The following is a 21,077-nucleotide window of genomic DNA, read 5'->3' on the forward strand; positions in this document are numbered from 1 at the left end:
CGTTCGCCGCCTCTGAGGAGGCGTTCACCGTGTACGTCTTCGCGACATTGTCGGCGCTGTCGCCGTTCGGGAAGTCTTCCAGCGTGTAGACCGTCCCGTCGGGAGCGACGAGGGACACCACGAGGTCGCCGCGGTAGGTGTGCTTGATGTCCACACCGACCTTCAGCGCGGCCGGCGCGTTGCCCTCGATGCCGGTCACGGTGACGGGGGACTCCACCGTGGCGTTGTCGACGATCGTGACGTCGGCCGTGTTCTCGAAGTACCCGCCGGGCGGTGGGGTGGTCCCGCCGACCGCCTTCAGCGCGTCGACCTGGCCCTCACCGAAGAACGCGTTCTTTGCCGTCGTACCCGTGCACCTGCTGTCGGACGGGCAGGCGATGTCCGTGGCCTGCTCCGCCAGACGTGTCCTCAGCTGTGCGGGCGTGGCGGCCGGGTCGGTGCTCGCCAGCAGCGCCGCCACACCCGCGACATGCGGGGAGGCCATCGACGTGCCGTTCATGTTCCCGTACTTGCCGCCGGGAATCGTCGAGTAGACGCCGTACGCGCCGTCGCCGCCCGGGGCCGCGACATCGATGATGTCGCGCCCGAGGTTGGAGTACGACGCCTTCACGTTGCCGTTGCCCATCGCCGCCACGGTCACCACGCCCGGCAGCTCGGTCGGGATGTCGATGCAGGCGTTGGTGATGGTGCGGGTGACCGGCGTCGAGTCGTTCGGGCTGGAGGTGTCGGTCCGCTTGTTCGCCAGGTCGTAGTTCGAGTTGCCCGCCGCGGCGACCTGCAGCGAGCCCTTGCCCTCCGCGTACTCCTGCGCGCGACGCACACCCTCGATGATGGCCGCCTGGTCCACGTTGTCCGGGCAGTTGAACATCCACGGGTCCGTGTAATAGCTGTTGTTGGTGACCTTGAAACCGTGGTCGCCCGCCCACATGAAGCCGCAGATGGTGTTCTCGGCGAAGAACATGCTGGTGCTCGGCTCGGCGATCCGCACGGACGAGATCTTCACGCCGGGTGCGACGCCGATGACGCCCTTGCCGTTCTTGGCCGCCGCGATGGTGCCCGCCACATGCGTGCCGTGCGTGCCGACGTCACGCCAGGCGCCGGTCCGGGTGTCCGCCTTGCCGTAGGCGCAGGAGACGGAGTCGGCCGCGTTGAAGTTGGGCGCGATGTCCTGGTGCAGGTCGTCGACGCCGGTGTCGAGCACGCCCACCTTGACGGACGGGGAACCGGTGGTGACGGCCCACGCCTTGTCGGCGTTGATCCGCGTCATGTCCCAGCGGTTGGTCTCGGTGAGGGTGGTGGGGGACTGCGGGGGAGTGGCGGGGAGCGCCGGGTTGTACGCGTCGGCCGGCACGTCCGAGGTCCGGGTGGCGCCGACCTGCTGGACACCGCCGACACCGCGCATGGTGGCGGCGAAGGTGCCGGAGGCGGAGTGCGCGACGACGACGCCGATCGCGTCGTAGTGGGCGAACACCGTGCCGCCGTTGGCCGTGACCGCGCTCCGCACGGCCGAGGTGTCGCCGGGCGCGGTGATGACCAGATACGCGCGGGTGCCCGCGGCCCAGGCGGCGGGTGCGGCGGGTGCGGTGGCCGCGGCCGGAGTGCCGCGGTCGGCTGCGTCGACCGCGCCGGCGGGAGCGGCGAACGCGACGGCCGCGCCGAGGGCGGCGCCGATGACGAGGGACCGTCTGAGGCGGCGGGACATGCCGCCGGCTATGAGGGGGGTTGGCAAGACATCCTCCGAGAGCCCGGTGCGCTGGTGGCGCCGGCCGGGCTGTTGGTCGAACGGGGTCGACGCAAGATCTCAGACGATGGCCTGAGGTGGGAAGAGCCCAAGTCCCCACAAGTCGGCTCGCCCGGCAAGTGGTTGAGTCTGTTCCGCATCGAGGGGCACCGGACCCGGCGCTTTCGCCTCCGAGCGCTGCCCACAAATGCCTCGTCCCTGCATGAGCGTCACCGCTAGGCTCGTCGCACCGGGACCGCGCGGTCCCGCAGGTTGCGGAGCCGTGGCAGAGCGGCCCATTGCGCTCGGTGTGGGGGAGGTCCTCCTCACGCCGATTGACGGGGGTCCGGGCGGACCTGCCCTCCCCGTCCGCGGGTTCGAATCCCGCCGGCGCCGCAGCTGAAGCACGTGTGATCCAGTCAGCAGGACGGTGCCACCAACCCCGCCTCGTAGGCGAGGATCACGAGTTGTACCCGGTCACGGGCGTCGAGCTTGGCGAGCAGACGGGTCAAATAGGTTTTGGCGGTGGTAACGCTGATGCAGAGCTGGTCGGCGATCTCGGCGTTGGACAGGCCCTTGCCGACCAGGGTGAGCACTTCACGTTCCCGGTTGGTGATGCCGTCAAGTCGCGTCTGTCGTGAGGGCGTCGCTGTGGGGCGGGCGGCGAACTCCTTGATGAGCCTGCGGGTGACGCTCGGTGCGATGAGGGCGTCCCCGGCGGCGACGGTACGTACTGCGGCGAGGATGTCGTCCAGAGCCATGTCCTTGACCAGGAAGCCGGATGCGCCGGCGCGCAGCGCTCCGTAGACGTAGTCGTCGTCGTCAAAGGTCGTCAGGACGACAACGCGTGCGGTGCTGGTGCCGGTGGTGATGATCCGGGTGGCCTCGATGCCGTCCATGCCGGGCATCCGGATGTCCATCACCACCACGTCGGGGGAAAGTTCCCCGGTCAGCCGGACCGCTTCGGCGCCGTCTTGGGCCTCGCCCACGACCTGGACGTCCGCGGTGTCGGTGATGACCATCTGCAGGGCGGCGCGGATCAGGGGCTGGTCGTCGGCGAGTACCACGCGGATGGTCATCGGGCTCCGGCCTTCGCTTCGGGTTCGGTCCCTGCCGCTGTCGGTGCCGGCAGCCGGGCGGCCACCCGGAAGCCGCCTCCTGGACGCGGCCCGGCGGTGAAGCGGCCGTCCAGCAGGGCGACCCGCTCCCGCATACCGGCCAAGCCGAATCCCGTGTCCGCGTTCTTCACGTTCGTGTCGCCGCCCTTTCCCCGGTCGACGACCTCGACGACGAGTTCGTCCTCGAGGTATTCGACTGCCACCCGACAGCGATCAGCAGCCGCGTGTCGCACGACGTTGGTCACCGCCTCCTGGACGATTCGGAAGGCCGCGAGGTCGATGTCCGTGGGGAGTGGGCGGCGTTCACCCTGCCACCTCACTTCCACGCGGACACCGGCGGCCGTGGTCGTCGCGGCGAGCCGTTCCAGATCCGCCAGCCCGACGGCCGGCCGCAGAGGAGCCTGTGTGCGCCGCTGGTCGTGGTCGGCCGGTTCCTGATCCCGGGAGGCGGATTCCTGTTCTTGGTCGGCCTGCCGCAGTGCGCCCAGCATCCGTCGCAGTCCCGCCAGCGTCTCCCGCCCCACGTGCTCCACGGTGATCATCGCCTCGCGGGCCCTGGCCGGCTGTGTCTCCATCACTCGGGCCGCGGCTCCGGCCTGCAGGGCGATGATGCCGATGCTGTGGGCGACCGTGTCGTGCATCTCGCGGGCGATGCGCAGCCGTTCGGCGGTGACGGCCTGGGCGGCGGCCCGGGCATGCAACTCCGCGGTGTGGGCACGGGCCTGGTGCACCGAGTTGCCGATGAGCCAGGCGATGACGACCGTCAGGGCGACGAACGGTTCGGAGGCGGTGCCGGATTCCGTTCCCGTGGCCCACCGCAGGGCGGCATATCCGGCGAGTACGCCCAGCGCCCAGGCGGCCGCGGTGATCCCGGTACGCCGGGCCCGGGTGGCCGCGAGGTAACAGAGGACGACATCCACCCCCAGAAACTGCAGGGGCGGAACTTCGTCCTGCCGCCAGGCCACCGACGAGACGACCGTGCCGACCATCACCAGACCGTACGCCACCGCCGTCCGGCGGCGCAGCAGCGCACTGCCGGTCAGGACCACCACGAAGGCGAGGGCGAGCAACGCCTGTGCCGTCAGCGAGTCAAGGCCGTCCCGGGGATAACTGAGGGAGTACTCACGCCGGGGCGGCATCAGGACGTACTCGACGATGGGCTGCACCGCTGCCACGACCCACACCAGCGCCGTCCACAGGCCCGGTGGTATGCGCTTGAGCATCGGCAACGGTGGAGGTGGGGAGGCGGGCATGCGGAGATCGTACGTGTGTACGCGCAACGGGGCATCGGCCTGCGGTCGTACAACCAGGGTCGACACCCGCGCCCGGCGATTGTCAGCACCGGTTTGACGACGCGTGGGGGCGGCGCACGGCACCGTGGGCTCCGTGATCGAAGTCAACGAACTCACGAAGCGATACGGCGGCACGACAGCCGTCAAAAACCTGACCTTCACCGTGCGCCCCGGCCAAGTGACCGGATTCCTCGGGCCGAACGGCGCCGGCAAGAGCACCACGCTCCGGATGATCCTCGGCCTGCACGAGCCCAGCAGCGGAACGGTCACCATGGACGGCCGGCCCTTCCGTGACCGCCCTCGCGGCCTGCGCCGTGTCGGCTCCCTCCTCGATGCGCACGATGTGCACGGCGGGCGCCGTGCCGCGGCGCATCTGTCGGCGCTGGCGCGCAGCAACCGCATCCCGCGGCGCCGGGTCGACGAAGTGCTGCAGGAGGTCGGTCTCGCCGAGGTCGCGCGGCGCCGCATCGACGGATTCTCGCTCGGCATGAAACAACGACTCGGCATCGCGTCCGCCCTGCTCGGCGACCCGCCTGTCCTGCTCTTCGACGAGCCGCTCAACGGTCTGGACCCAGAAGGGGTGAAGTGGGTGCGTGAGATGTTCAGGCGGCTCGCCGCCGAAGGCCGCACCGTGTTCGTCTCCAGCCATCTGATGTCGGAGATGGAGCACACCGCCGATCAGCTGATCGTCATCGGCGGTGGCGAGCTGCTGGCGGCGGAGAGCCTCGCGGAGTTCCCGGCCCGCGGCGCCCGGCAGAGCGTCCACGTGGCCACACCCGCCGCGACCGCCCTGAAGGATCTGCTGACGGCCGAGGGCGCGGCCGTGCAAGCGGAGGGAGAGCAGCTCACGGTGAACGGCCTGACTGCGGTGCGGATCGGCGAGCTCGCCCGACGGCACGGTCTCCCGCTGCACGAGCTCAGTACCCGGTCCGCCTCGCTGGAGGAGGCCTTCATGGAGCTCACCGCCGACCGTGTCCAGTTCCCCGGAGGAGAGCCCCGATGACCTCGATCACCCCCACGACCACGGCCCTGCCCACCGGCGAACGCGCCGCCCACGAACCCCGCGCCCGCTTCGGCGACCTGGTTGCCGCCGAGTGGCTCAAGCACCGGTCGCTGCGCTCCACCTGGATCGCCTACGGGGCCACCGCCCTGGCCGTCATCGGCTTCAACGCAGGCACCGCTTATGACACGTACAGCCACTGGACGTCGCAGGCGTCGAAGGACCGAGCAGCCTTCGTCAGCGACGGGATCGCGCTGCAGCATGCGTTCACCGCGAACGCGGCCCTGCTCATGGCCCTCGCCCTCAGCGCCATCGGCGCCCTGGTGATCGTCGGGGAGTACAGCACGGGCACCGTCCGGACGACGTTCGCGGCCGTACCGGCCCGCCGCTCGGTGATGGCGGCCAAGGCGGTTGTCGTCACCGTGGTCACGACCGTCTTCGGCATGGCCGTCGCCGGGGTCTCGTTCGCTTTGACGCAGGCCATTCTCGATCGCCGGGACGCGGGCATTTCCATCGGCGACCCAGGGTCCTTCCGTGTCGTCCTGGCCTCAGCCCTCCTCGCGCCGGTGTGCGCGCTGGCCGGCCTTGCGCTCGGCGCCGTCATCCGACACACCGCTTCCACCATGATCACCTCGGTGGTGGTCGTCCTCGTACTGCCGCTGTTCCTGAACGACGGACGTCACTGGTCGGCGGTCGCCGGGCACACCCTTCCCTACCGTGCGTGGCTCCGGCTCGTCGATGTCAACTACTCACCCGCCGCCTTCCCGTGGGGCACCGGCGGAGCCTGGACCGTCTACGCGGTGTGGGCGTGCGCCGCCTGTGCGATCGCCGTCGTCAGCGTCCACCGGCGGGACCAGTGAATGGTCGGAGTCGGAGGGGCGGCGATCACAACCGGCCGCCCCGCCCCTCCGAACGCCGGACGTCTCAACTCCTGTCGCCCGCCCCGGTGCCCACCGCGTCGACGAGTTCCGCCAGCGCCGCCGCGAGGGCGCTCAGGCCGGGGCCTGCCGGGCCGCCGGGCTCGGTCATGTAGACGTCTCGGCGTATCTCGATCATCAGCGCGCCGATCCGCCGGTCCCTGCCGTAATGCTTCAACGGCACGTACGCACCCGCGAACGGGCTGTCCAGGCCCGTCCCGCCGAAGCCCGCGAACGCCTCCTGAGCGGCGGCAACCAGCTCCGGCGGGGTGTGGAACGAGTCCGTGCCCAGGCAGATCGGAGGCCGCGGACCGTCGCCATGGAGCTCGTACGGCAGCTGCTCGGTCGGGTACGAGTGCACATCGACGACAACAGCCCGCCCGACGGCGTCGAGCCGCTCGTCCACAGCCGCCGTCATCGCGGCAGCGTACGGGTGGAAGTACCGGTCGATCAGCGGCTGGCCGTCGAACCCCGCGCCACGCAGATCCTCCCGGTGCGTCGTCCGCGTGTAGACCGCGCCCATGCCGACGGCAAGCATCTCCTCACGCTCGTCGGGGAAGCGCTCGGGGTCGACGACCAGCCGGGACAGCTGATTGACGAACCGCCAGGGTGCGACCCGCGCCCGCCCGGCCGCCTCGGCCGCGACCTCGGCGGTGTGCGCGTCGGTGATGTGGTCCAACTCCAGCTCGAGCGCCGCGTCGTCGAGCACGATGCCGCCGCGGGCGTGCGCGGGTATCGCCCGGGACGAGTGCGGCACGTGCAGGACGACGGGGGAGTCGGGAGCGCCGGGGAAGAGCCGGAAGGACCCTGAGGTGTCGTTCACGCGGAGTTCCTCGCTGTGGTGTGGATCGAACTCGGGGAGGCAGCCCGCCTCCCCGCCAGGTGGTCGGGTCTTCCCGCGAAGCGCGAGCGATCTTGCGAAAACTCTAACGGGAGGGTCTGACACCGGTCCGAACTCCGCACCTCGCGGACACCCCCTCGATCTTCCCGAGCACCGCCTTGATCGAGCTGGGCACCACCCTGACTGCGCCGTGCGCGCTCCCGGTAGCGTGCCTCGCATGATGCGCAGCCAGCGAACCGGCCCGCAGCCGGCCTCCGCACCGACGACCGACGAGGACGGCGTACGACTGCCGCGCCTGCGCTTCAAGGACGTGGTCGTGCGCGGTGCCGTGCACGGGGTTGCCGCCGTGGTGCTGCTGGCCGTCGGCTCGCTGCTCGTCGCCGACCACCACGACCGCGAGACGTTCGTGGCCGTGATCGGCGGGTTCTCCATGGTCGGTGCGGGTGTCTGCCTCGTGTTCGGCGGGTTCTTCTGGGCCGTGTCCGGGCGAGACGTCCGGCGGTGGCGCGACTGGCGCACCATCAAGGGCCAGACGGAGGGCGTCACCGTCATGGGACCGGCTCTCGTCCGCACGGGCGTCCTCGCCCTCGTCCTCTTCCCCGGCGCCTACGGCCTCTACCACCTGATCGACATCGCGCCGTACGACAGCTTCCTCTACGGGTCCTGACCTGCTGCGTCCCCCGGCTGCTCGGTCGACCGGCCGGCCTCCGCGTACGAACGGAACGCCTCGTTCGTCAGGCGCAGTTCGGGCAGACACGACTGCAGAACTGCTGCCGACGGCGCGAAGATACTCGCCGGCAGCGCGTTCAGCTCGCACCACTCCCATCGGACGATCTTGTCCGGCTCCCTGACGACTGCCGTCCCAGTGACCCGCTCGACATACGCGGCAGCGGTCACGTGCGGGATGCTCGCGCCCGTGTCGACCAGCACCGCACCGATCCGCACATCGGCGGCGTCCGCGAGCAGCCCGGTCTCCTCGGCCAGTTCTCGGACGGCGGTCTCCTCGAACACCTCGCCGGCGTCCACCTTCCCGCCGGGCAGTTCCCATCGCCCGTCGTGCCCGAGCCCCAGCAGCACCCGCTGCCGCTCGTCACGGACGACGACACCCACTCCGATGAGCCCGTTGGGCGAGGGGTGCGCGCGCTCAGGGCGGGAAGGACGACCGCGAGCCATGCACGAACCTCCGCATCCCTCGGTGCCGACGCTCGACGCCGAGGGCTCGATCATGCCCCACTCGCGAGTCCTCGTTCGCCGCGTCATCAGGCTGACGGCTGCGCGCCACCACAACTCCGCTGTCAGGGCTCCGTGCCCCAGCGTCGCGCGATCGCCTTGAGACGATCGAGTTCTCGTTGTGCCGCGGTCGGATGGGCAAGGTCGAGGGCCATCTCGGCGCGGGCGGTGACGTAGAGGACGTCCTCGCGGGTGGCCGCGTCGAGGCAGACGGCCCGGAGGCGGCGAGCCGTAACGCTCAGGGAGACCGCGATGTGAAAGAGCCCATCCCTCAGGCCCTGAGGGAGCACCTGGGGCAGTGTGTCCTTGGCATAGTCGCGCGCCTGCCCGTCCGCCTCGCAGGGACGGGGCGACGAGGGAGCCCAGAGCAGGCCGGCTTCCCGGGCCTCCTCATACATGTCGGCCACCAAGGCGCGCGCGGTGACGAGATCGCTCTCGGCGGCGGCCGCTCGGGCCGACTCCAGCCAGGAGCGCAGACGGGCCCGAACCTGGGGGTCCTCACCCGTCCGGGCGTCAAGATAGCTGGACCACACATCGAACGCCTTGCTCAACTCGCCATCCAGCATGGCCTGGTACACGTCCGGCACTCAGCCGCCTCTCACCCGTCGGACCGTCCCGGCGTGGACGGCGGCGGTACACGATAGGACGGTCGTGGGGCGGATGCCCGTGAATTACCTGCCGTTCGGGAACTTGCTTGGGTGAGGCCGGGCTGCCCGGGGGTCGGTGCGGGCCCTGCGCCGGGCCCGCACCGACCCGCTGCGGGCAGGCGCGGGGCCTGGAACGCCACTCGTTCAAGGTCGAGGCCACCGTGCCCCGTTGGCGTCCACCGACCGGCACCGACTCGTTCGCGACGTATCGCCGTCCACCCCATCTGGGTCAGGCGTCGCGCTGTCCGTGGGACATGAGTGCGTTCAGCTTTGCGGCTTGCATGGCGGTAACGTCACGGACGTAGCGGCCGGCAGCTACGGCTGCCGCCACGACCAGGAGGTGGAGAAGAAGATTCAGCCACGCTTCCGGCGGGACCTCGTAGCGCCGGTTGTTGCTCGAGCCGATGTAGCTGTTGTTGAGCAAATTGGGCCAGGGATCCAGAAGTTGGGCCATGTCAGAAACGTGGTCAGCCACAGAACCCACCAGACGTTCACCGTTCGCGGCGTGGCGTGGTCACCCTGGGATCCGGTCGGGGCGGAGGCGTGCCAGATTTCGTCGGCGATCCGCTTGGGGATGACAAGGTTGCCGAGGGGGATGAGCCAGCCGAGCACTGACATGGCGGGCGATACCCTAGGCGCCCGGGCTCGAATGCTCGGCTGTGGATCGCGCGTGGGTGAACCACAGTATCCAGCACACCACGCGCGCATCAGGCGATCGACCTCACCGGTCGTGAAGACCGGACGCAGACCCTGCGGGCGTGCCAACTCCAGTGCAGACAGCCGTTCCAGGACACCGGCGATCCTCGACTCCAGTGTGTCGAGGCGCTGCTGGTCGGCCTTGAGCGCGCGGGCGAAGTTCTCGAACAAGTTGCCGGGGTCGCTCTGGGCGTGCTCGACGGCCTGGAGGACGACGACCCGACGCTTCAGCGCAATGGCCAGGGCGGCGAGTTCGAGGTGGGCGCGGAAGGTCGAACATCGATCCCGAGCCGTGCGGGTCGGGGTGATCGCCCGGGAACCGGGTCGTCCGGCCCGCGGGCCCGGGGTCGTCGCCCGTTCCGTGCCGCGGAACAGGATCCCAGCGGCGCTCATGGGACACCGGCTCAGCGGGCCATCCAACGGTCCATCTCCCGTGCCCGTGCGTCCAAGGCTGTGACGACGGCGGCTGACGTGGTCCGGGGTTGGCCGGGAACCTGGATGTCGCGCTGAACACCACCGAACTCACGGCCTGCCCCCGGTTCGGGCATCTCCACTGCGATTCCCGCGCGCCGTGCGAGCGCGACCGCCGTCGCCACGAACCCTTCGGAGAGAGCGAGGATCACGGAATGACTCGTCCGGCAGTGCCAGGCGACCAATCCGCGTGTGAACTCGTCGTACACGTCCGGATCGACCTCAAGTACGTCCGGATCGCCCCAGTACTTTCCCTGGCCGATTCCCGAAGGCAGCTTGAGTTCCGCCTCGAAGACCTCGACCTGCCGCAGGAAGAGACGGCCGGCGCCGTTCGACGGATTCCACAACGTCTCGTCATCCATGTCGAAGTACATGCTCATCGCCGATTCCCCCCGCACAGTCGCTTTGCGCAGGATAGAAGATCACGCGGTCGTGGTCACCTGGGAAAGGGGCGCCTCGATGGGGCACAGGCTTGGTTGCCCGGGGCGGCCGGACGAGTGGCCGGTCGCGGAGCGCCGTGGATGTGCGGGGTCGGTGAACCCTGGCCCTCTGGTCACCGGCCCGCCACGCACGCTCGGTGACGCCCGTGGCCGTGGATCTGGAACTGTCCGCCTGCATGGTGCGTGAATGCACCCCCACCTGTTGCGCGGTGCAGCGTGCTCATGGGGGTCAGGCGAGACGTCATGCCCTGGGCCCGACGCCGCGTTCGTGTGACCACCGATCCCCACCACCTGATCTTTGTGGCTTCTGCCAGTACGGGCCTGCGGCCGCGTGTGGAGAGACTGCCAGGTGTCCGGGCGAGGACAGGACACCACGACGGAGGAGTACGCGATGAGCGCGCAGCAGACGTACGACGAGATCGGTGAGGCGTTCGAGGGCTTCAAGGCCCTGCCGCTGGCCCAGTACGTGGAAGCGCCCAGCTTCCTACGCATGGTTGGGGACGTCACAGGCAAGAAGGTGATCGACCTTGCCTGCGGTACCGGCTTCTACAGCCGTGAGCTGAAACGGCGCGGCGCGGCGGACGTGTTCGGCGTCGACATCTCCGGGGAGATGATCCGCGCCGCGGAAGGCATCGAGCAGGCCGACCCGCTGGGTGTGCGCTACGAGGTCGGCGACGTGGCCGACCTGTCGCCGGCGGAGGAGCCGTTCGACGTGGCGACCGCGGTGATGCTGCTCAACTACGCGGAAAGCGTCGCCGAATTCGAGCACCTGTGTCGCAAGGTGCACGAGAGCCTCAAGAGCGGCGGCGAGTTCTTCATGCTGCACCAGACGCCGGACTACGACTTCTCCGGGCCGTCGCCGCGCCCGTACGGGTTCCTCACCGAGCTGACGGGCGAAGAGTCCGGCACCGGACCCCGGGTGAAGGTCACCGCGTTGTTGGAGCAGGCGCCGATCTCGTTCACCAGCGGCCTGGCTCGCCGCGAGGTGTTCGAGACGTGCCTGGCCAAGGCGGGGTTCAGCGAGATCACGTGGGTGCCGACCGAGGTGTCTCCCGCCGGGATCGACGCGTACGGTGACGAGTTCTGGGCGGACTACCGGGCCAACCCGGCGTTCGAGATGCTGCACTGCCGCGCCTGACGGCCGATGGACATTCCGAGGCCCCGACCCCTTGGATGGTGCCCGGATCAGGACCGGGCTGCCCAGGGGGCGACGCCGGCGGCACCGGCCCCACGCCGGGCCGGTGCGCCGGCCCGGTGCTGGTCCCACGTAGCAGGCGACTGTCCCGAGCCGAGCTGGTCGGCAAGCCAGTCCGCCCTTGGGCCAAGGCGTTGTCGTCAGCCTGTCAGCCCGCCCGCTGCGAGCCGGTCGCGCACATCGTCGATCAGCCCCGTGCTCAAGCCATGTGCCTGCGTGAGCAGTTCCTGGAAGGCGCTCAGGCGGCGGAAGGTTTCCGCATAGACGGCCTGCTCCTCCAGCGGCAGTTGGAGCACCTGGAGTCGTCGGATGTCCACGCGTGACGAACTGGAGGCGTGCGTGCCGGCCTGGCGGCCGTTGGCGGGGGCGCGAAGACATCCGGCAAGGAAGTCGGCGTCCAGCTTCTCGGGATCCATCCGCAGTACGTAGAGCTGGGGTCCGAGCGCCAGAGGGGGCCCCTGATGTACCCACGCGCGGAACGCGCGGACCACCCCGGCCACCACGACGTCGCCCTCCTCGGCCACGGTGTGCTCGACGTCGGTTGCCACCGCCCCGCTGGGTGTGCCGTCCATGAGCAGGTCGGGAACGGACAGCAGAGGAACGCCCTCGCCCCGCACCGAACCGGTCGGCTGCTGTCCGGCCCGCAGCGTCAAGGCGCCGGCCTTGACCAGGTCGCCGACGGTGACAGCTGTGCGTGACTCACCCTGCTCGAAGTCCAGCTTCGACAGGAGCTGCGTCAGCTGGGTGAGTTCGCCCAGTGCCCCTGACAGCTCGTCCCACGAAGCCGCGAGCTCGACGCCGCTCGTCTCTGTGCCGGAAGCGGTGTAGCGGCCAGGTGTGACGTCGACTTCGTCGTCCAGCAGATCGAGCAGCGGGACGCGTACGGCGCCCTCCGGCAGCTTCGCTCCAGGTCTGTCGAGCTCTGTGACGGCTCCCAGTACGAACGACGACAACGCCTCCCAGTCCGGACCACTTTCACGCGCCCCTGGTCGGCCGAACCGGGTCGCGTCGACAAGGAGTGCGTCCTGGGTGACCGGCCCTGCAGCCGCCCCTTCCCCTGCAGTACGCAACACCCACAGCTGAAGTGAGACGCTGTGCGGTTGTGCGCACCCGGGTGGCAGTGCCACGACCGCCCGGAGCAGGCCGGTCCGCAGCAGGGAACCCCTGATGCGGCGGCCCGCCTTGCGCGAGGCGACTGCCGGCGGCAGGACGACCACGGCTGCGCCGCCCGGCCTCAGATGGGCCACCAGGTGCTGCACCCAGGCCAGTTCCGGCTCGGTCCGCGGCGGCAGCCCGTGAGTCCAGCGCTGGTCCGTGGCCAGTTCCTCGTAACCCCAGTCCCGCTCGTTGAAGGGCGGATTGCACAGCGCGACGTCCGCGCGCAACCCTGCGAACGGGTCGTCGCGCAAGGCGTCCGCCGTGGCGATCTCCGCGCGTACGTCACGCCCTTCGGTGGTGAAGCCGAGCCGGGCGGAGGCGAGGGCGGCGAGAGCCGTGTCCTTCTCGCAGCCCAGCAGCGCCAGGTCCGGTCCGCTGTACTCCTCGGCGGCGGCAGCCACCAGGTGCCCTGTGCCGCAGGCCGGGTCGAAGACCGTGAGCCCGCCCTCGTCGTGCCCGGTGCGGGTCCCCAGTGCGAGCCTGGCCATCAGTGACGCGAGCGCGGGTGGGGTGGTGCTCAGCTGGCGGACGTGGGTGTCCAGCCAACGCTGCAACAGGAACTCGAACGTCTCCCGCTGTCCTTCCGCGCGGCCCAGCCGGGCCGCGTCGCCGACGAGGTCGACGGCCGGTGCCGTGAGTCCCGCGCCGGCTGTACGTGACCGGGGGCTGCGCATGCGGCGTGCCGCCTCGGCGATGGCTAGGCCCGATTCGTCGCGAGTGCCCAGAGCCTCGAAGCGCGGCCACAGCAGTTCACGTCCCCCGACGTCGTCGAGCTTCCCGTGATCACGCAGCCACTGCTCCACTTCGGACAGCGAGAACTGCGGGCTGACGTCGGTGCCCCCGATCCGGGACGGGAAAGAGTCGTGGCGGCGGCGCCAGTTGCTCACGGCCGCGCGTCCCACTCCCGCAATCCGGGCGATCTCGGCCAGGCTGACGGGTACAGCGTTGGGTGTGCTCATCTGGGAGGCTCCGGGTTCATCGGGCCACCGGGTTGGTCGGCGGTCCCGGCAGCCGTAGTAATGCCCAGGCTACTACGATGATTGACTTTGTTCACAGGCTAGATCCGTGATGCCGCTGTGTGGGAAGTGTGGAGGATGGGGAATCTGCAGACCTTCGTGCCAGGAATGGTGCTGTGTGACCGATACGAACTCGTTTCGGTGCTCGGGCGCGGCGTGATGGGCCAGGTCTGGCAGGCGCGGGACCTCTCCCTCGAACGACCGGTCGCGGTCAAGACTGTCGCCGCCGAACTGCTTGCCGTACCCAGCAGCCGCGAGGCGGCGCTGGCCCGCTTCCACCGGGAGGCCCGAGCAGCCGCCCGCCTTGACCACCCCAACATCACCACGGTTCACGACGCCTCGATCACCGATGACACCTGCTGCCTGGTGATGCAGCTGGTCGACGGCACCACGCTGGAGCACCTCTTCGACCAGCAGGACGGCGGACGGTTCGACGTGCCGACAGCCGCCGCGGTCGCCGCCCAACTGTGCTCCGGGCTGTCCGCCGCTCACGCCGCCAACCTGGTGCACCGCGACCTCAAGCACAGAACGTCATGGTCCGACGCGACGGTGTCGTCAAGATCCTCGACTTCGGCCTGGTGAAATCGCTGGTCGACGCCGACCCACGCCTGACCATGACCGGCGAGGGTATCGGCAACATCCTGTGCGCTTCACCGGAACTGCTCGCGGGGCACGGCCGGATCGACGGCCGCAGCGACCTCTACGCGGTCGGTTGCCTCCTCCATCACATGCTCACGGGTGCACCCCCCTTCAACGTCTCCCAGCCGGCCCGCCTCGCGTCGTGCCACCTCGGCGAGACCCCGCCGAAGATCAGCGAAACACGCATGGATGTTCCAGTACCGCTCCAGGCGCTGGTGACGTCGCTGCTCGCCAAGAGCCCGGACGACCGCCCCTCCACCGCCACCGAGGTGTACGCCGCCCTCGGCCCGTTCCTTCCCGCGTCCGATCCGGCGCTCGCCACCCGTCGAGGACTGCCCGAAGACCCATGCCGTCCCTTCCTCGTCCCGCAGGGGCCGAGGCCCCTGTGATCGGTGAGAGGATGGCCGTCGCAGGCCGGGCGCACCGCACCGCCCCGGTCATAGGGGTGTGACGGGCGCCGCCGGCGCCAGAAGTGGGGACGGGCGCGATGCGGCGAAGCCTTGGGCGGTACGAGCTCACGCACGAGCTGGGCCGGGGCGGCATGGGCGTCGTCTGGGCGGCGCGCGACCGCGACCAGGGCGGTCACGAGGTCGCTCTCAAACTGTTGGCTCCCCAGGGGTACGGCTCCGAGCTCACCATCCTGGAACGCCGTTTCCTGCGCGAGGCCCGCCTCACCGGCCGTCTCGCCCACCGCGGCATACCCGCCGTCCTCGACCATGGCAGCCACGACGGCGAGCTGTACCTCGTCATGGAGATCGTGGACGGCCGTGCCCTCGACGCCGTCCTCAAGAACGAGGGCCCGATGGCGATCGGCCGCGCCGCAGGGATCGCACAAACCGTCGCCGATGTCCTTGCCTACGCCCATGGACAGGGCGTCGTGCACCGCGACCTCAACCCCGCCCGTCGACTCAACCCACGAGACCTTCCCACTGGATCACGGCTTCCACGAGACCGACCAGGGCACCCGATACACCATCGGCCTGCTGGTACGAACCGAGATCATCGACCGCGTGCGCCAGTTGAACCATCAGGCATACGCCGACGAAGTCCACCTCGGGCTGCATAAGAAGGCGACCAAGCACCCTGACATGCCCCCGCCTTCCGCAGAAGTGATCAAGAAGCGGAAGGAGCAGTTGGCTGCGCGAGGTGGGTCGGATTTCGGTGAGGGCGCCGAGGGCGCCCTCTTCTGAGTTGACGCGCATGACACCGGGCTCGTCACGTAAAACCCAAGTGATCTGAGGAGCCCGTTGTTCCGTTCCTGCTCGGCATCACTTTACGCCGAGTGCCAAAAACGTCGACCACCCGCCTCGGCCGACTCGCAGCACCGGCATGTCGCTAGCGATCTTTGAATCCCGTACGTACACGACGTCCCGGCCAGCGGCCACCTCCACGCAGTCGCCGCCGCCCGAGCCGCTGTAGCTGCTCTTGAACCAGCGCAGGCCGTCCTCGCCGCCGGTCACCCGTTCCACGCTCATGTCTCTCCCACCAACCGTTCGATGAGCCGCGCAGACTCGCCGCCGTTCAGAGCCTGCGATCGCAGCTTGCCATACCGCAAGCCGAAGGCGCTCACCTCTGCGGGATCACTGACGACACATCCAACCTCTTGGGACTCGATGTATCCAAGGTGCTGGTGATCCTTCGTCTCCAGCATCACGAACGGGCCGTTCAAGCCGGAGTGGAACCCTGAGCCTGTCGGCATGACCTGGACCGCGACGTTCCGCAATGCGCCGACGTCCAGAAGCCGTTGCCACTGCCCGCGCATAACCTCCGCATCGCCCACCGGATTACGCAGCGCCTCCTCGCTCACGATGAACGACAGCTCCGCCAGTGGCACACGCGTCAGCAGCTTCTGGCGGCTCAGCCGAGCCTCCGCGTGCTGGTCGACGATCTCCTCGCTCAGCGGCGGGCAGTGGCCCGCGAACACCGCCCGCGCATACGCCTCCGTCTGCAACAACCCCGGTACCAGCAGCGGATCGTACGAGAAGCGGCTCACGACCTCCGCCTCGATCAGCGCGAAGTTGCGGAAGAACTGCGGCAACTTCGCCCGGTCCACCTCGTCCTGGAGGACCTCCAGCACACCCCGCGCCTCCAGCACCCGGTCCGCCGCCGTCGTGAACGTCGCCTTCGCCGGCCGACGCCCCTGCTCCACCGACGCGACCTGCTCCAGCGAGTAGCCGATTGCCTCACCGAGCGCCTGCTGGTTCAACCCGGCCCGCTTCCGCAGGTGCTGGAGAAGCCGCCCGTACGCCGACCACGCCCCCGGCAGGTCGCTGTGCTCCTCCCTTGTCTTCGCCGTGCGACTGATTCGCCCGTCCCGCACCGCCCTCACGCCCTTCCGTCCCCGAGTGCACCCCGCTCGCACCGCAGCGCACGCAACCCAACCCGCGCCCGGCCAAGGTTCAACTCGACCGGCGATCCCCGGGACACGCCCCCGCACCCGTACAACGCCCGTACACATGCCGCCGACCCCGTACTCCGGACGCCTCCCACCCGCACGCCCCGAAGCCCGTACGGTCATCGCCCGAGGTCACGCCGTTCGTTCGACCCGCCCAGGGCGTCGATCGCCTTCACGATCAGGGCGCGTGCCGTGGCCCCGTACACAGCCATGCTCCGCAGCTCCTCGAACACCGTCAGGTACTGGGCGATCTCCGCAGGCTGTGTGATTCGGACCTGGGCGGAGACCAGCTCGACGAAGACCAACTCGTCGTCGTACATGTGGAACGTCTCGCGCGGCCACTGCTTACGCTCGGCGACGCCATGGGGATGACCCCCAGGAACACCGCCGGCAGCGCGCCCACCGTGAGGAGGCAGCCGAGCCGGCCGGCCATGGCATCCGGATCTCCGACCCGGTGACCCTGGAGCATCTCCACCGGCATGGGGACAGATCGCGCGTCCGGCCCGAGGGCGAGGGCCCAGCGGCAGATCGTCGGGCAGAACTACTACCTGCAGATAGTGCGCAGTCAGCCGTGATTAAGATCAGGGCATGTCGATTCGACAGCAGGCTGCGCCGCCACGGCCACTCACGGTCGGCGACGTCGTGGCCGCCCATTCGCGGGATCTGGGGGAGTGGACGGTTGCGCAGATAGTCCGACTCGACGCCGATTCACAGACGGCGGCCGTGCTTGAGTTGGACTGGTCCGGCCCCGAGCCGTCATCCGTGGCCGACCTCGGCGACGTCGCCCCGCTCAGACTCACCCATCACTCATGGAACGGGGCACTGTCGTTCTGCAACCAGGAATGGGTTCTGCCCCGCAGTCACAAGCTCGTCGGAGCGATGCCCTTGCTCCATGACGAATCGGCGAACTGCTGGACCTCCGGATGGCGTCTGGGCGAGCAACTCGCCCGGCAGCGGCGGTGGGACGGGGGCATCCATGAGGACCCGAGCGCAGCCTGGAAGGCGGAGTACACCGGAGAGACGGTCAACGAATTCCTCAGCCGACCGACACCACCACGATCAGAGGTCACACAGCTGACGATCAGGGACATCGACTCCCTCGACTGCGCTCAGCTCGTCCAGCGTTTCCCTGGGTTGACCTGGCTCCATATGTACGGGCGCCTCGGCCTTCTCTCAGCCGCGGGTGAGCTGAACAGGCTGGCCTCTCTCCGGGGGATCCGCATTGTCGACCTGTTCGGGATGACCAGTGAAGACCATCTTCGACCGCAGTGCGTGCCAGAGCTGGAATCACTGAACCTCTACAGCATCCCTGCCGATTACGCCGCGGCCATGCGCAGCACCTGGCGACCCGAGATCCCAGCAGGCACCTACGTCTCTGTCCTCCGGGCGCGCAAGCCTGAATGGGTCAGGGAGAACCGGAACAACCCGTTGCGCGACTGGGACGGTCGGGAACAGATCAGCCCGACCATCCACAAGAGGGCTGTCACTCAGTACAAGGCGACACGGAAGGCGATCCTTCTGGAGTTCGCTGAAGGACCCGCGGACGGTCGATCGACACGCATTGAGGAGATCGGACGTGCCTTCGGTGAGGCGTTCAACCAGCTTGACCACCGATCGGGCTTCATCGAGACCGTCGAACGCGAAGAGCTCTTCGCAGCCCTCGACCACATCGTGAACGAGGCCGAATCACTCCACGGCCCTGGCCTCGAAGACGCCCGAGACAGCCTCATCTCCGGGGTGGAGTCCGTCCGAGACTGGTAGCGAGGAACGCGTCCGCCGAGGTGGCAGAGCCTCCAAGTCGCAGCCCGAAGTCTCAGAAGGGGGCGGCGTTGGCGACGATCTCCGCCAACCCGTCCGCGGACTCGGAGGTAAGACGGTAGAACCCCTGGAGGCTGATCGAGCGTTCGAGGCGGCCGTCCACCACGTGTTTCAGATTGCGGGTTTGGCCCCGGCGGTTGCGCCAGGCGAGCCTCGACAGAAGATCACCGGGGATCGCCATGTCGAAGCGTACCGGTGTCGCGTCGACGTGCACGGCCGCGGCGCCGCAGCCGTCGGCACCCAGCATCGCCCAGTCGTCGTGTCCGGGGAACGCCGGGTCCTGCCAGGTCGCGGCGCTGGTGCCGCAGCAGCCGCGCCGTCCGATGTCGATCACTCGCATCCGGGACACCACCTGCACGACACACCGGTTGACGTGCAGCGCGTACACCTCGTCCCCGGCACGGGCACCCGACCAGGCCGGCAGGGAGGAATGGACGCCGCTGAAGGCGACCGGCGGCCGCGTGCCCACGCGCCCCGACTTACGAAGGGCACGGCACGTGTCATGGGTCCACAAGACGGTGTATGCATCGGACATGCTTCGATACTAGGAACGAGCACTGACAGTCTTCCGTGGGAAAGCGCCTGTCCCGCAACAGGGCCCCGCTGCCGGCTTCGCCTCGACAGGTACGTGCCGACGTGCACCTCTGGGCAATCCGGCATGGCAGAAATCAGGTCCGGCTGAGACCGCCCGCCGGTCGACGTACCATCGGGCGTGACCGCCAACGCACCTGCCGCGCCGCCCCCGAGCGACCCTGACTGGCCATGCTGCGGACATGGATCCGATACGTCAGCCGACGCCGCGGGCTGCCGCGGCCGCCGGGTCGCCCAGTATGCCGAGTGCCTGGCCCACCTCGGCGAGGCATACCGCTCCGCCTATCTGGCCGGTCTGCAGCCGGGTGCCGATCTCGACCTCCGCGGCACCCGGTTGACCGAGGAGCTGCTCAATGAGCTTCTTGCCCGATTGCGGGACCCCGCGACAGACCGGCTCCGCTTCGGCAAAGTCTCCTTCGGCAGGGCGGAGTTCGCCGGCGACGCGCGGTTTGACGGGGCGGAGTTCGGCGACGAAGCCGGGTTCGCCGGGGCCAAGTTCGTCGGTGACGCCCGCTTTCTCGGGGCGCAGTTCAAGGGGACCGCCTGGTTCAGCGCGGTGGAGTTCTGCGACGACGCGGGCTTTCCCAGGGCAAAGTTCGGCGGCGACGCGAGGTTCGACGGGGCGAGGTTCCACGAGCAGGCCCGATTTCGGTGGGTGGAGTTCGGCGGCGACGCGGAGTTCAATCAGGCGGCGTTCGGACGCGACGCCAGGTTCAGCGGGGCGAGGTTCGGTGGTGACGCGCGTTTCCTCGGGGCGAAGTTCCAAGGCAACGCTTGGTTCGACAGGGCAGTCTTCGGACACGCTTCAGCGGTGGGCCCGCTCGTGTGCGAAGGAGAACTGATCCTGTCCGAGGCGGTGTTCGGGGTCGCCGTGACCATCGAGGCGGCGACGGCAGCCTTGACCTGTCGTCGGACGCGATGGGCCTCCACCGCGGCGCTGCGCCTGCGGTACGCGGGCGTGGATCTGAGTGACGCGGTCCTGGAATACCCGCTGAGCGTCGTTGCCCGGTCATGGCCGTTCGCCGTGATCGGCGAGGACGTGGCCGGGCAGCGCCTGACGGACCCCCGCGTGCGCGTCCACTCGGTGCAGGGGGTGGACGCCGCGCATCTGGTGCTCACCGATGTCGACCTCACCGAGTGCCGCTTCGCCGGAACCGTCCACCTCGACCAGTTGCGGATGGAGGGGCGTTGCGTCCTGGCGACCACCCCTTCCGGCATACGACGGCGCGGCTGGTGGCCGGTGCGCTGGACGCCGCGCAGGACACTGGCGGAAGAGCATCACTGGCGTGCCGCCCGCGACACTGCCGCGGACGGCTGGACACCTGCGGACGGGGAGAACGCGTTGGAGCCGGCCGCGCTCGCCGCGGTGTACCGGCAGCTGCGCAAGGCATCCGAGGACGGCAAGAACGAGCCCGGCGCCGCCGACTTCTACTACGGTGAGATGGAGATGCGCCGCCACGACCCCGACACCCCCCGGGCCGAGCGGGGCCTGCTCGCTCTGTACTGGGCGGTGTCCGGGTACGGTCTGCGGGCCTCGCGTGCCCTCGGATGGCTCTTGCTGGCCATGATCGCCACCGTGGCCGTCATGATGCTCTGGGGCTTGCCGAAGGCCAGTCCGAAACCCGAAAGCACTGGCACCGTCACCGGCCGAAGCATCACGCTGAGGACCGACACGCCTGCTCCGGTCAATCCCGACGGACCGTACCGGAAGCGACTGACGGCCGAACGGTTCGAAAGGTCACTGCGGGTGGTCATCAACTCGGTGGTGTTCCGCAGCAGCGGCCAGGACCTGACCACCATGGGCACGTACACCGAGATGGCCTCCCGGCTCTCGGAACCGGTCCTGCTTGGTCTCGCCGTCCTCGCCGTCCGCGGCCGCGTCAAGCGGTAGCC

General features: G+C 69.3%; 20 protein-coding genes, 1 tRNA gene and 4 pseudogenes. 10 read left to right on the forward strand and 15 right to left on the reverse strand.

The annotated features are described in order from the left end of the window. Positions 1-1,702, reverse strand: a 1,702-nt coding sequence (locus tag ABZ070_RS00005) for a S8 family serine peptidase (protein ID WP_356628336.1), incomplete at its 3' end; no start/stop codon positions are given. A gap of 295 nt (positions 1,703-1,997) precedes the next feature. Here ABZ070_RS00005 and ABZ070_RS00010 point away from each other — a divergent pair. Continuing rightward, positions 1,998-2,116 (forward strand) — tRNA-OTHER (locus ABZ070_RS00010). A 23-nt stretch (positions 2,117-2,139) separates the two neighbouring features. Here the strand turns inward: ABZ070_RS00010 and ABZ070_RS00015 are convergent. Continuing rightward, a complete protein-coding gene (locus ABZ070_RS00015) occupies positions 2,140-2,799 on the reverse strand; it encodes a response regulator transcription factor (RefSeq protein WP_356628131.1) in 660 nt (219 codons plus the stop codon). Beyond that, complete coding sequence (locus tag ABZ070_RS00020) at positions 2,796-4,091, reverse strand: sensor histidine kinase (RefSeq protein ID WP_356628133.1); 1,296 nt, start codon at positions 4,089-4,091, stop codon at positions 2,796-2,798. The genes ABZ070_RS00015 and ABZ070_RS00020 overlap by 4 nt, the downstream gene beginning before the upstream one ends. A gap of 133 nt (positions 4,092-4,224) precedes the next feature. Between ABZ070_RS00020 and ABZ070_RS00025 the strand changes: the two genes are divergently transcribed. After that, positions 4,225-5,133 carry an ATP-binding cassette domain-containing protein gene (locus tag ABZ070_RS00025; protein ID WP_356628135.1) on the forward strand — a complete coding sequence of 303 codons (909 nt, stop codon included), beginning with the start codon at positions 4,225-4,227 and terminating at the stop codon, positions 5,131-5,133. Then, positions 5,130-5,990 carry an ABC transporter permease subunit gene (locus tag ABZ070_RS00030; protein ID WP_356628137.1) on the forward strand — a complete coding sequence of 287 codons (861 nt, stop codon included), beginning with the start codon at positions 5,130-5,132 and terminating at the stop codon, positions 5,988-5,990. Before ABZ070_RS00025 ends, ABZ070_RS00030 begins: the two co-directional genes overlap by 4 nt. A gap of 64 nt (positions 5,991-6,054) precedes the next feature. On the opposite strand, the gene ABZ070_RS00035 is transcribed toward ABZ070_RS00030, so the two are convergent. Further along, positions 6,055-6,870 carry an N-formylglutamate amidohydrolase gene (locus ABZ070_RS00035; protein WP_356628139.1) on the reverse strand — a complete coding sequence of 272 codons (816 nt, stop codon included), beginning with the start codon at positions 6,868-6,870 and terminating at the stop codon, positions 6,055-6,057. 235 nt (positions 6,871-7,105) lie between these two features. On the opposite strand from ABZ070_RS00035, the gene ABZ070_RS00040 reads away from it, so the two are divergent. After that, positions 7,106-7,555 carry a DUF6336 family protein gene (locus ABZ070_RS00040; protein WP_356628141.1) on the forward strand — a complete coding sequence of 150 codons (450 nt, stop codon included), beginning with the start codon at positions 7,106-7,108 and terminating at the stop codon, positions 7,553-7,555. Here ABZ070_RS00040 and ABZ070_RS00045 read toward each other — a convergent pair. From ABZ070_RS00045 to ABZ070_RS00070, 6 genes and pseudogenes are all read right to left on the reverse strand, one after another. Further along, the gene (locus tag ABZ070_RS00045; protein WP_356628143.1) at positions 7,543-8,061 is read right to left on the reverse strand and encodes an NUDIX hydrolase; all 519 of its coding nucleotides are present in this window, start codon (positions 8,059-8,061) and stop codon (positions 7,543-7,545) included. The genes ABZ070_RS00040 and ABZ070_RS00045 overlap by 13 nt on opposite strands. A 122-nt stretch (positions 8,062-8,183) precedes the next feature. After that, complete coding sequence (locus tag ABZ070_RS00050) at positions 8,184-8,705, reverse strand: hypothetical protein (RefSeq protein WP_356628145.1); 522 nt, start codon at positions 8,703-8,705, stop codon at positions 8,184-8,186. A gap of 289 nt (positions 8,706-8,994) precedes the next feature. After that, positions 8,995-9,219: a hypothetical protein gene (locus ABZ070_RS00055; protein ID WP_356628356.1), complete on the reverse strand. Its 225-nt coding sequence runs from the start codon at positions 9,217-9,219 to the stop codon at positions 8,995-8,997. After that, positions 9,120-9,473: a DUF4328 domain-containing protein gene (locus ABZ070_RS00060; RefSeq protein WP_356628338.1), complete on the reverse strand. Its 354-nt coding sequence runs from the start codon at positions 9,471-9,473 to the stop codon at positions 9,120-9,122. The genes ABZ070_RS00055 and ABZ070_RS00060 overlap by 100 nt, the downstream gene beginning before the upstream one ends. Then, positions 9,465-9,731: pseudogene (locus ABZ070_RS00065) on the reverse strand (hypothetical protein); the annotation flags it as partial. The gene ABZ070_RS00060 and the pseudogene ABZ070_RS00065, both read right to left, overlap by 9 nt. Before the next feature lie 134 nt (positions 9,732-9,865). Beyond that, complete coding sequence (locus ABZ070_RS00070) at positions 9,866-10,312, reverse strand: DUF6086 family protein (RefSeq protein WP_356628147.1); 447 nt, start codon at positions 10,310-10,312, stop codon at positions 9,866-9,868. Between the two features lie 451 nt (positions 10,313-10,763). Between ABZ070_RS00070 and ABZ070_RS00075 the strand changes: the two genes are divergently transcribed. Next, the gene (locus ABZ070_RS00075) at positions 10,764-11,510 is read left to right on the forward strand and encodes a class I SAM-dependent methyltransferase (RefSeq protein WP_356628149.1); all 747 of its coding nucleotides are present in this window, start codon (positions 10,764-10,766) and stop codon (positions 11,508-11,510) included. A gap of 197 nt (positions 11,511-11,707) precedes the next feature. Here the strand turns inward: ABZ070_RS00075 and ABZ070_RS00080 are convergent, their stop codons facing one another. Then, positions 11,708-13,684: an N-6 DNA methylase gene (locus ABZ070_RS00080; RefSeq protein ID WP_356628151.1), complete on the reverse strand. Its 1,977-nt coding sequence runs from the start codon at positions 13,682-13,684 to the stop codon at positions 11,708-11,710. Positions 13,685-13,900: 216 nt separating this feature from the next. Here ABZ070_RS00080 and ABZ070_RS00085 point away from each other — a divergent pair. The 3 genes and pseudogenes from ABZ070_RS00085 to ABZ070_RS00095 all read left to right on the forward strand — a co-directional run bounded on the left by ABZ070_RS00085 (position 13,901) and on the right by ABZ070_RS00095 (position 15,570). Next, positions 13,901-14,769, forward strand: a pseudogene (locus ABZ070_RS00085) (serine/threonine-protein kinase). A gap of 152 nt (positions 14,770-14,921) precedes the next feature. Further along, positions 14,922-15,218 (forward strand): annotated as a pseudogene (locus tag ABZ070_RS00090) (protein kinase); the annotation flags it as partial. Positions 15,219-15,243: 25 nt separating this feature from the next. Then, the gene (locus ABZ070_RS00095) at positions 15,244-15,570 is read left to right on the forward strand and encodes a hypothetical protein (RefSeq protein ID WP_356628358.1); all 327 of its coding nucleotides are present in this window, start codon (positions 15,244-15,246) and stop codon (positions 15,568-15,570) included. Between the two features lie 78 nt (positions 15,571-15,648). On the opposite strand, the gene ABZ070_RS00100 is transcribed toward ABZ070_RS00095, so the two are convergent. The 3 genes and pseudogenes from ABZ070_RS00100 to ABZ070_RS00110 all read right to left on the reverse strand — a co-directional run. After that, on the reverse strand, positions 15,649-15,855 hold the full coding sequence (locus ABZ070_RS00100) for a DUF397 domain-containing protein (RefSeq protein WP_356628153.1): 207 nt from the start codon (positions 15,853-15,855) through the stop codon (positions 15,649-15,651). After that, positions 15,852-16,685, reverse strand: a complete 834-nt coding sequence (locus ABZ070_RS00105) for a helix-turn-helix transcriptional regulator (protein WP_356628340.1) — start codon at positions 16,683-16,685, stop codon at positions 15,852-15,854. Before ABZ070_RS00105 ends, ABZ070_RS00100 begins: the two co-directional genes overlap by 4 nt. Positions 16,686-16,894: 209 nt before the next feature. Further along, positions 16,895-17,232, reverse strand: a pseudogene (locus ABZ070_RS00110) (Scr1 family TA system antitoxin-like transcriptional regulator); the annotation flags it as partial. 131 nt (positions 17,233-17,363) lie between these two features. On the opposite strand from ABZ070_RS00110, the gene ABZ070_RS00115 reads away from it, so the two are divergent. After that, the gene (locus tag ABZ070_RS00115) at positions 17,364-18,536 is read left to right on the forward strand and encodes a hypothetical protein (protein ID WP_356628155.1); all 1,173 of its coding nucleotides are present in this window, start codon (positions 17,364-17,366) and stop codon (positions 18,534-18,536) included. A 52-nt stretch (positions 18,537-18,588) separates the two neighbouring features. Here ABZ070_RS00115 and ABZ070_RS00120 read toward each other — a convergent pair whose 3' ends face one another. Then, a complete protein-coding gene (locus ABZ070_RS00120; RefSeq protein WP_356628157.1) occupies positions 18,589-19,062 on the reverse strand; it encodes a hypothetical protein in 474 nt (157 codons plus the stop codon). Between the two features lie 243 nt (positions 19,063-19,305). Here ABZ070_RS00120 and ABZ070_RS00125 point away from each other — a divergent pair, with 243 nt between their 5' ends. Beyond that, the gene (locus tag ABZ070_RS00125; protein ID WP_356628159.1) at positions 19,306-21,075 is read left to right on the forward strand and encodes a pentapeptide repeat-containing protein; all 1,770 of its coding nucleotides are present in this window, start codon (positions 19,306-19,308) and stop codon (positions 21,073-21,075) included. Positions 21,076-21,077: the final 2 nt, after the last annotated feature.

The sequence above is a fragment of the Streptomyces sp. NPDC006283 genome, from assembly GCF_040613325.1.
In the GTDB taxonomy this organism is placed as follows: Bacteria; Actinomycetota; Actinomycetes; order Streptomycetales; family Streptomycetaceae; genus Streptomyces.

Bases quoted from the DNA above. Each gene is read 5' to 3' on its own strand.
- ABZ070_RS00015 (WP_356628131.1), bottom strand. From the start codon at position 2,799: ATGACCATCCGCGTGGTACTCGCCGACGACCAGCCCCTGATCCGCGCC.
- ABZ070_RS00020 (WP_356628133.1), bottom strand. From the start codon at position 4,091: ATGCCCGCCTCCCCACCTCCACCGTTGCCGATGCTCAAGCGCATACCA.
- ABZ070_RS00030 (WP_356628137.1), top strand. From the start codon at position 5,130: ATGACCTCGATCACCCCCACGACCACGGCCCTGCCCACCGGCGAACGC.
- ABZ070_RS00040 (WP_356628141.1), top strand. From the start codon at position 7,106: ATGATGCGCAGCCAGCGAACCGGCCCGCAGCCGGCCTCCGCACCGACG.
- ABZ070_RS00045 (WP_356628143.1), bottom strand. From the start codon at position 8,061: ATGGCTCGCGGTCGTCCTTCCCGCCCTGAGCGCGCGCACCCCTCGCCC.
- ABZ070_RS00055 (WP_356628356.1), bottom strand. From the start codon at position 9,219: ATGGCCCAACTTCTGGATCCCTGGCCCAATTTGCTCAACAACAGCTAC.
- ABZ070_RS00060 (WP_356628338.1), bottom strand. From the start codon at position 9,473: ATGCGCGCGTGGTGTGCTGGATACTGTGGTTCACCCACGCGCGATCCA.
- ABZ070_RS00070 (WP_356628147.1), bottom strand. From the start codon at position 10,312: ATGAGCATGTACTTCGACATGGATGACGAGACGTTGTGGAATCCGTCG.
- ABZ070_RS00075 (WP_356628149.1), top strand. From the start codon at position 10,764: ATGAGCGCGCAGCAGACGTACGACGAGATCGGTGAGGCGTTCGAGGGC.
- ABZ070_RS00080 (WP_356628151.1), bottom strand. From the start codon at position 13,684: ATGAGCACACCCAACGCTGTACCCGTCAGCCTGGCCGAGATCGCCCGG.
- ABZ070_RS00095 (WP_356628358.1), top strand. From the start codon at position 15,244: ATGGACAGGGCGTCGTGCACCGCGACCTCAACCCCGCCCGTCGACTCA.
- ABZ070_RS00100 (WP_356628153.1), bottom strand. From the start codon at position 15,855: ATGAGCGTGGAACGGGTGACCGGCGGCGAGGACGGCCTGCGCTGGTTC.
- ABZ070_RS00115 (WP_356628155.1), top strand. From the start codon at position 17,364: ATGTCGATTCGACAGCAGGCTGCGCCGCCACGGCCACTCACGGTCGGC.